Source organism: Streptomyces sp. NPDC090083, assembly GCF_044747445.1.
Classification (GTDB): domain Bacteria; phylum Actinomycetota; class Actinomycetes; order Streptomycetales; family Streptomycetaceae; genus Streptomyces.
On record NZ_JBIVED010000016.1, the window covers coordinates 87,099 to 100,688 of the forward strand.

10 protein-coding genes are annotated in these 13,590 nt (G+C 67.6%); 5 read left to right on the plus strand and 5 right to left on the minus strand.

Translation table 11 applies throughout. The annotated features are described in order from the left end of the window. Positions 1-75 precede the first annotated feature (75 nt). The 5 genes from ACIPTO_RS38890 (at position 76) to ACIPTO_RS38910 (ending at position 3,719) form a co-directional block, all read left to right on the plus strand. Positions 76-399: a hypothetical protein gene (locus ACIPTO_RS38890; RefSeq protein ID WP_401199868.1), complete on the plus strand. Its 324-nt coding sequence runs from the start codon at positions 76-78 to the stop codon at positions 397-399. 4 nt (positions 400-403) lie between these two features. Further along, entirely contained in the window at positions 404-1,150 is a 747-nt protein-coding gene (locus ACIPTO_RS38895) for a hypothetical protein (protein WP_401199871.1), read from the plus strand. Positions 1,151-1,200: 50 nt separating this feature from the next. Continuing rightward, positions 1,201-1,554, plus strand: a complete 354-nt coding sequence (locus ACIPTO_RS38900) for a hypothetical protein (protein ID WP_401199873.1) — start codon at positions 1,201-1,203, stop codon at positions 1,552-1,554. Between the two features lie 166 nt (positions 1,555-1,720). Further along, a complete protein-coding gene (locus ACIPTO_RS38905) occupies positions 1,721-3,139 on the plus strand; it encodes a S41 family peptidase (protein ID WP_401199876.1) in 1,419 nt (472 codons plus the stop codon). Between the two features lie 184 nt (positions 3,140-3,323). Continuing rightward, a complete protein-coding gene (locus ACIPTO_RS38910; RefSeq protein ID WP_401199878.1) occupies positions 3,324-3,719 on the plus strand; it encodes a hypothetical protein in 396 nt (131 codons plus the stop codon). 552 nt (positions 3,720-4,271) lie between these two features. Here the strand turns inward: ACIPTO_RS38910 and ACIPTO_RS38915 are convergent. From ACIPTO_RS38915 to fusA, 5 genes are all read right to left on the minus strand, one after another. Further along, positions 4,272-6,308, minus strand: a complete 2,037-nt coding sequence (locus tag ACIPTO_RS38915) for a hypothetical protein (RefSeq protein WP_401199881.1) — start codon at positions 6,306-6,308, stop codon at positions 4,272-4,274. A gap of 83 nt (positions 6,309-6,391) precedes the next feature. Continuing rightward, positions 6,392-6,784 carry a hypothetical protein gene (locus tag ACIPTO_RS38920; protein WP_401199883.1) on the minus strand — a complete coding sequence of 131 codons (393 nt, stop codon included), beginning with the start codon at positions 6,782-6,784 and terminating at the stop codon, positions 6,392-6,394. 13 nt (positions 6,785-6,797) lie between these two features. Continuing rightward, complete coding sequence (locus ACIPTO_RS38925; RefSeq protein ID WP_401199885.1) at positions 6,798-9,905, minus strand: glycosyl hydrolase 115 family protein; 3,108 nt, start codon at positions 9,903-9,905, stop codon at positions 6,798-6,800. 179 nt (positions 9,906-10,084) lie between these two features. Further along, positions 10,085-11,278: an elongation factor Tu gene (gene tuf, locus ACIPTO_RS38930; protein ID WP_366324852.1), complete on the minus strand. Its 1,194-nt coding sequence runs from the start codon at positions 11,276-11,278 to the stop codon at positions 10,085-10,087. Between the two features lie 176 nt (positions 11,279-11,454). Beyond that, a complete protein-coding gene (fusA, locus tag ACIPTO_RS38935; RefSeq protein ID WP_366324848.1) occupies positions 11,455-13,584 on the minus strand; it encodes an elongation factor G in 2,130 nt (709 codons plus the stop codon). Between the last annotated feature and the right edge of the window lie 6 nt (positions 13,585-13,590).

Here is a 13,590-nt window from a genome sequence, read left to right on the forward strand (position 1 = left end):
CGCATCGCGAAACGTACGTACCCACACGGCAGTTGGCAGTGCAGGCAACCCGGCCATGAGCACGGAAGGCACGAAGTGAATCTCCGAGTCGATCCCTGGGACCTCAGCGGATACGCGAGGCAGATCGGCCGCGCGGCGCACGACGCGGCGGACTTCAAGAGCCACTGCACCCGCTACACCCGTATCAGCGCCTCGGACCAGGGCCTGCTGAGCCTCTTCCTGACCACCCACACGTCGACGGTCGAGACGGTCAACCGGGCAATGGACAGGCTGCAGGAGGTCCTGAAAGCGGCAAGCTCGGAACTGGAGCGCAACAGGAAGTACTACACGCAGACAGACCTGGCTGTTGCAGCGCGCGTCGACGCGACCTATCCGCTCGTCAAGCGCCCGGTCGAGTAGCTCCGTGTCCGACTTCGTCGACGTCACCGAACCAACGAGGCTGCTCAGGGCTCCGGCCGCACCTGGCGAGTACTCCCAGGGACCGATCCTCGACGTCTTCAACAACTGTGGCGACCTGGCAAGCCCGACGTACTGGGTGATGGAGGCGTGCAACGCGGTCTTCGGCTTCAATCCGCTGGACGAAGTGATCCAGTGGTTCGCCGGCGACTGGGAGTCGTTCGCCAAGTGCGGTGACATCTGGGACCAGTTGGGCAGAGCCGTCGAAGCGGTCTCCGGCAACATCGGCTCCGGCAACAGGACCCTCGACTCCACCTGGGACGGGCGCGCCGCCGACGCCGCCTACACCTACTTCCACACCTGCGCGGCGAAGCTCGAAGAGATCAGGGACGAGTTCGGGAAGCTGAGGACCGAGTACGACCATCTGGCCCACTCGGCCTATTCCACTGCCGAGGCCATCAACGGCTTTCTGAGCGGCATCATCGACGGGCTGCTGATCACGGCCATCGAGATGGCGGCCGGCACCGCTCTGTCGTGGACCGGCGCCGGTGCGGTGGTGGGCTACGGCCTCGCGGCACTGGAGATCGCCGACATGCTCCGCCTCTGGGGCCAGGCAACCGAGGCGATCGGCAACGTCCAGGGCATCGTGAACGGCGCCGTCGGTGCGGTGGAGACCATCGGCGCGACCCTCTACGGAACGATCTCCGAGTTCACGAAGATCGGTGAGTACGACCATCCGAACCCGGCGATCTGACACCTCGCCCGGCCCCGCCAGACAGCCCCAGCGCGTCAGGAAGGACTCGCATGCCCGACGAACCACGCATCGGCGACGCGGACTTGATGAACATCACCGGCGGCGACCGGGCCCGCGCCCGGTCGCTCCGCAAGGCCCTTCAGAAACTCGCCGACGACCACGCCCCCGACGATCCGCTGCGCGAGATGGCCCGCGAGGTACTCAGCGGCCGAACGGGCCTGCGCCAGGCCGCCCGAATCCCGGCGTACGCGGAAGCGCTGGGCGATCGAATGGTTCAGGGCTTTCACGAGTACGACCGCCTCTCCCCCGGCGAACGTGCCGGCCAGGCGGCAGCGGCACAGGCGTATCTGGCAGAACAAGCGGCGGAGGCCGACGAGGAACGCACCGGCCGAAAAGGTTCCTGACGCGCACGGCAGGCGGCGGGGGTTTCCCTCACCCCGATGCTCGGGTGTGCCGGATGGCAGGGGTGGCGGCCGGTCGGTGAGGGTGGTGAGACGTGCAGGCCACGCAGTTCATGCGGGCCATGCAGTTCAAGCAGGTCAGAACGCCGCACCACGGGGAGACCAGAACGTGCGTATCGCCACTGCCGCCGCCACCGCCACCGTCGTCGCCCTGACCCTCGCCGCGGGCATCGCCGTGCCGGCCGCGTCCGCCTCCGGCACGGACCCCGGTGCCGGTGCCGGTGCCTCTGTCGACGGCTTCTGGCGCATGGACGGCTACGGCACGGTCCTCGCCCTGGATCACGGGACGTACCAGGAGTACCAGACCACCGCCGTGAGCTGCCTCAAGGGCGACAGCGCGCGCCGGACGGGACCGGGGACGTACACGACGGGCGGTGACGTCATGACCGTACGGCTGGGCCATGACGGCGACCACGCCACGCTCGGCACGGCCGGCGACGTCGGCCACCGCGAACTGGTCCGCATCCCGGCCCTGCCGGCCGCCTGCACCCGCCCGACCCCCAAGGACCCGCTGACCACGTTCGACGTGTTCTGGCAGTCCTACGAGGAGAACTACCCCTTCTTCGCGGCCAAGGGCGTCGACTGGCACGCCGTGCGGGACGAGTACCGCCCGCAGGTGCACGACGACACGACCCGGACGGAACTGTTCGACATCTTCAGCAGGATGGTGCGTCCGCTCCACGACGCCCACGTCGCGGTCCAGGACGGCGCCCGCGTGTTCGCCGAGGGCCGCCCCGGCACCGAGATCCCCGACGGGGAACTCGACGCGCGGGTCAAGAAGTTCGTGGTGGCGCGCGACCTCGCGGGCGCTCTCTACCGACGGGACTTCGCCAACGGCCGCATCACCTACGCCGACTTGGCGGGCGGCGACCGTATCGGCTATCTCCGCGTCTCCGGCTTCGGCGGCTACCTGCCCGACGACAAGGCACCGTACGCGGCCCAACTCGCCCAACTCGACCGGGCGTTGAACACCGTCCTCACGCCGGAACGCGCACGCCACCTGCATGGCCTGATCATCGATCTGCGCATCAACGGCGGCGGCTCCGACGCCCTCGGCGTCCACATCGCGCAACGCCTCACCGACACCCCCTACATCGCCTACGCGAAGCGCGCCCGCAACGACCCGAAGGACCCCAGCCGCCACACCCGCCCCGAGCCGATCCCGGTTCTCCCGGCCCACGCCCCGCGCTACACCGGCCCGGTGGCCGTCCTGACCGGCGGCTCCACGGTGAGCGCGGGCGAGACCTTCGCCCAGGCCCTGATCGACCGCCCCGGCCGCACGATCCGCATCGGCCGGCCCACCCAGGGCGTCTTCTCCGACGTCCTGGAACGCGCCCTCCCCAACGCCATGACGGCCTGGCTCCCGAACGAGGAGTACCTGACCGACACGGGCCGGACGTTCGACGGCACGGGGATTCCCCCGGAGGTGACGGTCCCAGTGTTCACGCCGGAGGAGTTCGCGACGGGGCGGGATTCAGCGTTCGACCGGGCGGTGGAGATGCTGGGGGCGCGGAGCACTGAGCACTGAGCACTGAGCACTGAGCACTGAGCACCACTGAACAACAAGGCCCGTCGCGCCGGACACCAACAGACAAGGTGGGGGCTCGCGTTGACCCCTTGATGACACTTGTTTGCATTCATCCACAAAGCACGAGATGAATAATTTAATGTGCCCATCGACCGAATAATCCGGTCTGTCGATGGAGGTGTGTATGCGCAAGTGGGCGAAGATCGCTCTTGTGGCAGCCATGGCCTTGGGGGGAATGTCGGGACCGAGCGCGGGAGTCAGTTCCGCGGCGACCAGCTGCTACGGGGGTGCCCGGTCGGCGACCATCGGGCTGCGGTACGGCAACAACGCGGTCGGGCCGTACTACACGACCAACCGCTGCAGGGACATCAACCTGCGGCTCACGTACGTCCGCTACCAGACGGACGCCCGCTCCTGCCTGGAGCGGGCCAACGGATCGACGATCGGCTGCAGCGCCTGGAAGCGGATGCCGTATCCGGGCTGGACGACCCTGCTCTCCCCGGTGCCGGACAACACCCGCTTCCGCCTGGAGTTCAGGACACAGCCCGGTGAGGTGATCAGCTACCTCGTGGCGTCATAGCTCAACTCCCGGAGGGGTGCGGGGCCGCGTGGGCTCCGCACCCCAACGTCTTGAGCGTCGCCGGGAAGTAAGCCCGCCAGAACCTCTCGATGTCCTTCCGATGAGTCTGGTCCGTGAGGGAGATTTGAGGGACCTGGAGGGTGAGGGTGAAGTAGTCGCCGCCGATGGTTTTGCATCGCTCGATCGAGATGGCGCCATCCGTACCGACGATCGACTTGTAGCCGAGGTTGATACTCCGCGGTTCCGTAACTCGTGAAATGGATCCGGCGCCCGTCGCCAGGTACATGAGGTCTGTTGCCGTGTCGTCCCACGAGAAACGGAACTCGAGAACTGGGTCCCGTTCCGACAGAAGGATGCAAGGAGCGGTGATGGCTTCGGCCCGATCGACTCGGTTGTACTCGTGGAATGCGTTCGTGGATGTCACAAGTCGACGAGTGAGAACGGGATCAATTGGGGTCCCGCAAATCGCCTTCGGAACCTCGTGATGCGTAGAACTACTGCAGGACAAGGCGAGGACCGACAGCAACAGCACGATCAGGAACCGGCGAATATTCACGCGGATCGTTCTCCGGACATTCCAGTGGCATGCGCCATCCCGTCTCGGGCGGATCTGCCGATCTCCTCTTTGGGGTTGTAATACGGATCACCGTCCGCCTGATGAACCTTCTTCCACTCGCTCGCGAGAGCCATAAGTTGGCCGTTCCTCCGGCTGTACGCCTGAACGTTCTCGTCCGCCTGCTTGCTGTCCAGCCGCCGCTGCTCATCCGCCAGCCACTGGTCCGTCACATAGTCGAATCCTGTCTGCACATCGCCACTCACCACCGGGATATAGCTGATCGCCTTGTCGAAGAACGGCTTGGTCTCGAACTCCGCTACCTCTGGGTCGCCCGCGGCCTGCACTCGGGCCTCCTCAAGGAAGCCCACCGTGCGGCCGGCTCTGCTGAGGGATTCAGGTGAGTCCGAGTGGTCCTTGTGAATGGCCGACACCATGGCCTGGTTCATCCCACCGTTCAACGTCCCGTACGCCCCCTCGTCCTTGGACACCTGCTTGGCCACCTCGAAAAGCCGGTGCTGGTCCAGGGGTGAATGGGCGACGTCGACCTCGCTCATGGCCGCGTGCACAGTCTCCCCGTGATGGACCAGGATGTTCGCCATCGGTCTCCGCAACGACGGCGGAAAATCGTCCCCGCTGTCCGACACATATGTGAGCGCCGACCTGAACACCGCATCATTCGTGGCCCGGTCCCCCCGACGCACCCCGTCCGGATCCGCAGGATCGATCCCCGTGGCCCCCGCCTGCAACGCCGCCCCGAATCCGGCCCGGTCGTCCCCGTCCAACCGAGGCACGTGGTGACCTCCCTTGGAGACCCCCTCGTCGTTCAGGGTGACATTCCAGTCGCGGTCCTTCATCAGGTACTTCATGTGGGCGTCGGAGTGCAGATACCGCGCGGCCTCCGCAGGGTCCCGGCTCATGATGCCGAGCATGCCGTCGACGGGATCGTTGGCGAACCAACCCCCGCTCGCCCCGGCATACGTGCCCTTCACCCGCCAGATCCCGGGATGCTTCTTCTCGGCCGCGATCATGTCCCCGGTGAGGTCCTCGACCATTCCCGGGGAGTAACCGTGCCCCTTCCGCATCAGCGTGACCAGTGACTGGTAGCCGACCGCCTTGTCGAGGTGGAGCCCCTGCGCGTCCGTGGCGTAGTGCTCGACGCCCGCGTGCCGCATCCCCGCACGCCAAGTCCGGTACCACGCCGACTTCGTGTCCTTCGTCGCCGTGGCGAGCGCGTTCGCCAGGCCCGTCTCGATCGCCGAGTACGCACCCGCCCGCGCCCCGCCCTGGACGTGAATACGGTCGTTGAGCTCGTTGGTGAGCTTGAGCGTGCCGGTGGAGCCGAGATCGTCCAGGACCATCCGGGAGAACCCCTCGTCCTCGGCGTTGTCACGGAACGACCGCTCCAGCTCGGCGAGTTGGGAGGTCGTCATGTCACCTCCCGCGCTCAGCTTCCGCAGGTATCCCTCCGCCTCCAGCGCCTCGTAGACCTCGACGTCACCGACCGCCCGACCGTTGAACCCCCGCCCGCCGGCGAGCAGTTCGGAGTCGACCACCACTCCCGCCAGCGCGACCCGGACCCCCTCGTCCGCGTCCGCCACATCGCGCACCGCCTTGGTGATCCGGTCCTGCCACGGTGCTACGGCCCTGGGGTCGCCGGGGGTGTCCGGCCGGTCCGAACTCGGGCTCACCACACCCGAGTCGGAGACGTGCATGCCCGCCCGGACGGCGTCCCATCGCGCCGCGACCACCCGGCCCCGTAACTCCACGAACCGCTCGTGCGCGTCCCGCAGCATCGAGGCGATCCCCTTGGCCTCCGTCTGCGCGTACTGGAACTCCTTGAGCGTGGTGTCGAAGCGGGTGTTCGCCGCGTCGGCACTGAGCCCCGTCCACGACGTGCCCATCGTGATGCCGTGCACATCCCGCCGGTACGCCGTCTCCTGCTTCTCGAACTCGCCCGCCATGCCGTCCCAGCGCTCGGCCGCGGTGGTCAGCGCGGCGAGGTCGGTGGTCATGATCTCGTGATACGTCGGCATGCACCCAGCCGTCCCCGTAGTTCCAGTAGTTGCTGTAGTTCCTGAAATCGTCATGACCCGGAACCCGCAGAGCCCCGAACCCCTCAGTACGTGTCCAGCGACGACCGCTCCCGTACCGCCGACCCCACCGCCAGATCCGTACTCGTCAGCACCGCGTTCCCGCTACGCAGCGCGTCCTTCTCCGATCCGAGCCGGTCCATCAGGTTCCGCACCTGGTCCGCCCATGCCTTGTGCGCCTTCTTCAGCGCCGCGGAGGTCACCCACCCGTCCCCGTCCCGCGCGGCGAACTCCCGTACGGCGGAGCCGTGTTCGTCGTCGGCCCACCGTCCCGCCGCCCGCGTTCCGGGTTCGATGTGATCCTCGATCGACCGTGCCGCGGCCCGTTTCTCGCCCGGCGAGGACGCCAGCTTCCCCGGTGCCGAGACGCCCGGTTCGCCCGGCACGCCCGACACGCTCGACAGACTCGGCCCGCCCACTAAGGTCTCCTCGCTACACCCGCCGACTCTCCAACGGCCCCAGGTACAGCGCCGGCAGGCCCCCCGTGTCGATCACGAGCCGCTGCAGCACCACCGTCGGGTCCACCATCCAGAACTTCAACCGGTGGACCCCGGCCTTCGTCACGGAGTGTTTCGTCGCCGTCGCGTTGACGTTGTCGGAGGTGTTGCGGGCCCACACGTCGTTCAACAGCCCGTCATCTGCACCGACGTTGATGTCGACGGTCTCGATCGGACCGGCGTCGAGGGAGACGCCGTAGCGCAGACCGCCCGTCGGCAACGCAGGGTTACGAGGGGACAGGTACGCCCACACCGTGACCTCGCCCGCGGTCAGCAGGCTCACCTCGTACTCCAGCCGCGGTGAACCCACCCCGCCCGGTGTCTGCCTGGGCAGTGTCACGGGCCACGGTGTCATCCCCGCGCCGGTCCGCCCGATGCCGTCGAGCCGACGCCATCCGCCGACCGAGCGGTCGTAGTGCTCCCCGTCGATCGCCACGTATCCGCCCGCCTCGACGAACCCCCGCAGCTCCCGCAGCCCCCGCCCGGACGGTTTCTCGGCGACGCATCCGACCGTCACCGATGCCCCGGCGCCGGTCACCGTCAGCTCTCCCTCGGCCCGTCCGACCGGCGCCTTCGCCCAGTCCACCCGTACCTCGACCCGCACCTGCCGCCCGACCCGGCCCCGCGGCCGGTCCACGGTCAGCCACGGCACCGACGCCTCGATCCGGTAGTCGAAGGCCGTACGCCCCCGGTTGAACACCTCGGCGAACTGCTGCGGCCGCGTCTGGTACGGACTGAACGGCGGGAGTACCGCAGGCCCCGCACCCGCCCCACCGGCCCCCTCCCCCATCCCACCCGTCTCACTCGTCTCACCCGTCCACACGCTCTCCGACCCGTCCACCCCCACCCCCAGCCCCGCCGCCTCCGGTATCTGGATCCGCCGTACCGCCGGGAACAGCACATCCGGCAGTGCCACGTTGTCCTTCTCCGGCTGCTGCCAACCGGCGTTGGGCCCGTAGCGCTCCACATCCCCGTAGTCGATGTGCGGCTGGGTCTGGAAACCCCGCCATTTCCCGTTCGCCACCGTCGAGTTGAAGCGGTCGGCCAGTGCGAGGTCCGTGCTCAGTCCGGCCTCCGCCGCGTCCGCGAGGTCGTTCGTCGCGGCCCGGCCCTGCGCCGCGTACAGCAGGTTCGTGAACTCGGCCGCGCGCAGCCCGTAGAGGTTGGCGGTGGCCTGCACCTCGTAGCCGACGAGTTCGTACCACGCGTCCCGCACCCCGGCCGGCAGCCGGCGGCCGATCCGTTCGGCCCGGCGTCCCAGTTGCCGCCATTCCTCCGTGACCCGCTCCAACTCCCAGTGGTCGAAGGCGAAGGGGGTCTGCTGGTCGTCGTAGACCACCCGGCCGTCGGCGAGCGTGATCCGCCGGTTCAGCAGTTCCGGTTTGCGGCGCGCCTGCAACTGTCCGTACGCAGCGAGGACTTCGGCTATCGCGACCGCCTCGGCCGCTCCGAAGTTCTGCCGTGCGTAACGGAGTTCCCACCGCGGGAGGTCGTCGGCATCCCAGGCGGCCGGGTTCCAGGCGTAGTCGAGGAAGAACTCGGTCGGCAGCTCGTTCCCCTTCAGGTCGCCGACGTTGGCGACCCACAGCCCGTGGTTCCCGTACGCGTGTGCCGCGTGCAGCTGCTCCCACACGTTCCGCAGGTTCGCCGTGTCGACCCACTTGTAGTTCCGCCCGGCGCCCACGTAGTCGAAGTGGTAGTACAGGCCGTAGCCGCCGGCCCGCTCGCCGTCCTGCGCGTCCGGATGCTTGCGGACGTTGCCCCAGTTGTCGTCCGTGAGGACCACCGTCACGTCGTCCGGCGCCCTCAACCCCCGGTCCCAGTACCGCTGCACCTCCTTGTACAGCGTCCACACCTGCGGGGTCTCCGCCGCCGGCCGTCCCGTCACCTCCTCGATGATCCGGCGCTGCGCCGCGATGATCTCCCGCATCAGCTCGATGCCGTCGCCGTCGGGGAGGCTGGTGTCTCCGTTGCCGCGCATGCCGAGCGTGACGACGCCCTCGAAGCCCTGGTCGACCATGCGCTGGATTCCGGCCCGCCAATAGGCCTGGATCGCCTGGGAGTTGAGGCGGTACGACCACTCCCCCGTCCCGCCGTACGGATCGTGTCCGGGCGTCACGATCTCTCCCGAGGAGTTCCGGACGGCGGCGACGGCGTGCCGGTTCCACTCCTCGATGCCCCGCATCATGGGCGCCTCGTGAGACGTGCCCATGACAATCCCGTAGGCGGAGGCCCGCCGGTGGTTCTCCGGGTCGTCCTCCGCGAACGCCCGGCCCCAGACCGCCGGCCAGAGGTAGTTCCCCTTCAGCCGCAGCAGCGCCTCGAAGACCCTGCCGTAGAAGTCCGCGGTGAAGCCGCCCGGATATCCCGGCGCCTTGCCGGGACCGAAGTACGCCGGCGCCCAGGTCCCCAGCGCCGGGTTCTCGTCGTTGATGAAGAAGCCGCGGTACTTCACCGCCGGCGTCCCCTGCGAGTACCGCCCCGGCCGCACCCACACCTCGTCGCGGTGCGTCGGCGGCACGTCGTCCCACCAGTGCCAGGGCGAGACGCCGATGCCGTACGAGACGTCGTAGGCACCGAAGATCGTGCCGCGCGGGTCGCTGCCCGCGATGACGAACGCCCGCTCCACCCCCGGCATCGGCCGTTCGACCACCGTCTGCAGCGAGGTCTCCCACCGGCCCCGCACCCCGGACACGTCCAGTTTCCCGGCGGCCACCAGACCGTCGACCAGGGCGCTGCGCCCGATCGTGCCGACCAGCACAACGTCACGCTCACGCGCGAGCGCGCGGCCGGGGCGTACGCCGGTGACGCGTTCGATGTCGGCCCTCAGGTCCTCCGCCACCCGGACGACTCCGGGGTGGTCGTCGGGGTCCACCACGATCGGGGCGCCGACCAGGGGGAAGGCGCCCGCGGTGCGGGAGAAGGAGAGGTACGGGCCCGCTTCCAGGGGTCGCGTCGACGGCGAGGCCGCCCCGGACGACAGCACCGGTACCGCGGCAACTCCCGCGCCCAGAACGGCTCTTCGGCTGACGGACGCAGTCATGGCACACCCCTCCACACCTCATTTGGTCAGTGGCATGACAAATGGTGGGGTGAGGCGAGGGAGGGGACAACGGGTCGTACCCGACGAATAGTTTCGTAACAGCAAAGGGGCCCGCACGACCGAAGTCGTACGGGCCCCTTCGAGACCTACCGGTCAGAGACCGGTCGGATCAGCCAAGACTACTTGTTGATCTTGGTGACCTGGCCGGCGCCCACCGTGCGACCACCCTCACGGATGGCGAACTTCAGGCCCTCTTCCATGGCGACGGGCTGGATGAGCTGAACAGTCATCTCGGTGTTGTCGCCCGGCATGACCATCTCGGTGCCCTCGGGGAGGGTCACGACGCCGGTCACGTCCGTGGTGCGGAAGTAGAACTGGGGACGGTAGTTGTTGAAGAACGGCGTGTGACGGCCACCCTCGTCCTTGGACAGGATGTACGCCTGGGCCTCGAACTCCGTGTGCGGGGTGACCGAGCCGGGCTTGATGATGACCTGGCCGCGCTCGACGTCCTCGCGCTTGATGCCACGGAGGAGGAGACCGACGTTCTCACCGGCCTGGCCCTCGTCGAGCAGCTTGCGGAACATCTCGATGCCGGTGACCGTGGTGGTGGTCTTCTCCTGCTTGATGCCGATGATGTCAACGGTCTCGTTGACCTTCAGGACACCACGCTCGATACGGCCGGTGACGACCGTACCGCGACCGGTGATCGTGAAGACGTCCTCGACGGGCATGAGGAACGGCTTGTCGACGTCACGCTCGGGGGTCGGGATCGACTCGTCGACGGCGGACATGAGGTCGAGGACCGTCTGGCCCCACTCCTTGTCGCCCTCAAGAGCCTTGAGCGCCGAGACCTTGACGACCGGCAGGTCGTCGCCCGGGAACTCGTACTCGGAGAGGAGCTCACGGACCTCGAGCTCGACGAGCTCCAGGATCTCCTCGTCGTCCACCATGTCGGCCTTGTTCAGGGCGACGACGATGTACGGAACGCCGACCTGGCGGGCCAGGAGCACGTGCTCCTTGGTCTGCGGCATCGGGCCGTCGGTGGCGGCCACCACGAGGATCGCGCCGTCCATCTGCGCGGCACCCGTGATCATGTTCTTGATGTAGTCCGCGTGACCGGGGCAGTCGACGTGGGCGTAGTGACGCGTCTCGGTCTGGTACTCGACGTGCGCGATCGAGATCGTGATACCGCGCTGGCGCTCCTCAGGAGCCTTGTCGATCTGGTCGAAGGCCGAGGCCTCGTTCAGGTCCGGGTACGCGTCGTGCAGCACCTTGGTAATGGCGGCCGTGAGGGTCGTCTTACCGTGGTCGATGTGACCGATGGTGCCGATGTTGACGTGCGGCTTAGTCCGCTCGAACTTCGCCTTCGCCACTGGGTCCTCCTGTGGAGTGGTTCTGGTACGCCTTACTCATCGGCGCCAGGTGATCTTTGCTGGGATGCCGCCCGCCGGGGTTCTGATCCCGGTTCCCGGGGACGATCTCTCGTCCCGCTGCCGGTCTTCGGACCCCGGCGGTCGGTGTCAAGCCTAAAGCGTGCAAACGGTGTGTGTTACTCGCCCTTGGCCTTCGCGATGATCTCCTCGGCGACGTTCCGGGGAACCTCGGCGTAGGAGTCGAACTGCATCGAGTAGCTTGCGCGACCCGAGGTCTTGCTGCGGAGGTCGCCGACGTAGCCGAACATCTCCGAGAGGGGCACGAGGCCCTTCACGACGCGTGCACCGGCACGCTCCTCCATGGCCTGGATCTGGCCACGGCGGGAGTTGATGTCACCGATCACGTCACCCATGTAGTCCTCGGGCGTGGTGACCTCGACGGCCATCATCGGCTCCAGGAGCACGGGGGACGCCTTGCGCGCGGCCTCCTTGAAGGCCTGCGAACCGGCGATCTTGAACGCGAGCTCGGAGGAGTCGACCTCGTGGTAGGCACCGTCGAGCAGCGTGATGCGGACACCCGTCATCTCGTACCCGGCGAGGATGCCGAACTGCATGGCCTCCTGCGCACCGGCGTCCACCGACGGGATGTACTCCCGCGGGATACGGCCACCGGTCACCTTGTTCACGAACTCGTACGCCGGGCCGTCGGCCTCGGTGATGGGCTCGATCGCGATCTGCACCTTGGCGAACTGACCGGTACCACCGGTCTGCTTCTTGTGGGTGTAGTCCACGCGCTCGACGGCCTTGCGGATCGTCTCACGGTAGGCGACCTGCGGCTTGCCGACGTTGGCCTCGACCTTGAACTCACGGCGCATACGGTCGACCAGCACCTCGAGGTGCAGCTCGCCCATACCACCGATGATGGTCTGGCCGGTCTCCTCGTCCGAGTGGACCTGGAAGGAGGGGTCCTCCTCCGCGAGACGCTGGATGGCGACACCCAGCTTCTCCTGGTCACCCTTGGACTTGGGCTCGATGGCGACCTGAATGACCGGCGCCGGGAAGTCCATGGACTCCAGGATGACCGGGTTCTTGTCGTCGGACAGCGTCTCACCGGTGGTGGTCTGCTTCAGGCCCATGACGGCGACGATGTCGCCGGCGCCCACCGACTCGATCTCCTCACGCTTGTTCGCGTGCATGCGGTAGATCTTGCCGATGCGCTCCTTCTTGCCCTTGACCGAGTTCAGCACAGCCGAACCCGCCTCCAGGCGGCCCGAGTAGACCCGGACGAAGGTGAGCTTGCCCAGGTGCGGGTCGCTCATGATCTTGAACGCGAGCGCGGACAGCGGCTCGTCCACGGACGGCTTGCGCTTGACGACGACCTCGGGGTCCTTGACGTCGTGGCCCTCGATGGCCTCGACGTCCAGGGGGGTCGGCAGGTAGCGCACGACCGCGTCGAGCAGGGGCTGGACGCCCTTGTTCTTGAACGCGGTGCCACAGAACACCGGGGTGACCGTGACGCCCTTGGACTTGCCGGACGCGATGGTGACGCGGCGGATCGCGGCGTACAGCTGCTCCTCGGTGGGCTCGACGCCCTCCAGGAACAGCTCCATGATCTCGTCGTCGTTCTCGGCGACGGCCTCGACCAGCTTGCCGCGGTACTCCTCGGCCGCCTCGGCGTGCGTGGCCGGGATGTCGACGACGTCGTACATCTCGCCCTTCGCCGCCTCGGCGGACCACACGAGCGCCTTCATGCGGACCAGGTCCACAACGCCCTTGAAGTCCATCTCGGCGCCGATCGGAAGCTGCATGATCAGCGGAACCGCACCGAGGCGGTCCTTGATCATGTCGACGCAGCGGTGGAACTCCGCGCCGGTCCGGTCGAGCTTGTTCACGAAGCAGATGCGCGGCACGCCGTAACGGTCGGCCTGACGCCACACCGTCTCGGACTGCGGCTCGACACCGGCGACACCGTCGAACACCGTGACGGCACCGTCGAGGACGCGCAGCGAACGCTCCACCTCGACGGTGAAGTCGACGTGCCCCGGGGTGTCGATGATGTTGATGGTGTAGTCATCGTCGTCGAGCGGCCAGTGACAGGTGGTGGCAGCAGAGGTGATCGTGATGCCACGCTCCTGCTCCTGCTCCATCCAGTCCATGGTGGCAGCGCCGTCGTGAACTTCACCGATCTTGTAGCTGACGCCGGTGTAGAAGAGGATCCGCTCAGTGGTGGTCGTCTTGCCCGCGTCGATGTGGGCCATGATCCCGATGTTGCGGACCTTGGCCAGGTCAAGTGAAGTGGTAGCCATAAGGCT

Excerpts from the sequence above, each read along its gene's own strand:
- ACIPTO_RS38900 (WP_401199873.1), top strand. The coding sequence starts at position 1,201 with ATGCCCGACGAACCACGCATCGGCGACGCGGACTTGATGAACATCACC.
- ACIPTO_RS38910 (WP_401199878.1), top strand. The coding sequence starts at position 3,324 with ATGCGCAAGTGGGCGAAGATCGCTCTTGTGGCAGCCATGGCCTTGGGG.
- ACIPTO_RS38915 (WP_401199881.1), bottom strand. The coding sequence starts at position 6,308 with ATGCCGACGTATCACGAGATCATGACCACCGACCTCGCCGCGCTGACC.
- ACIPTO_RS38925 (WP_401199885.1), bottom strand. The coding sequence starts at position 9,905 with ATGACTGCGTCCGTCAGCCGAAGAGCCGTTCTGGGCGCGGGAGTTGCC.
- fusA (WP_366324848.1), bottom strand. The coding sequence starts at position 13,584 with ATGGCTACCACTTCACTTGACCTGGCCAAGGTCCGCAACATCGGGATC.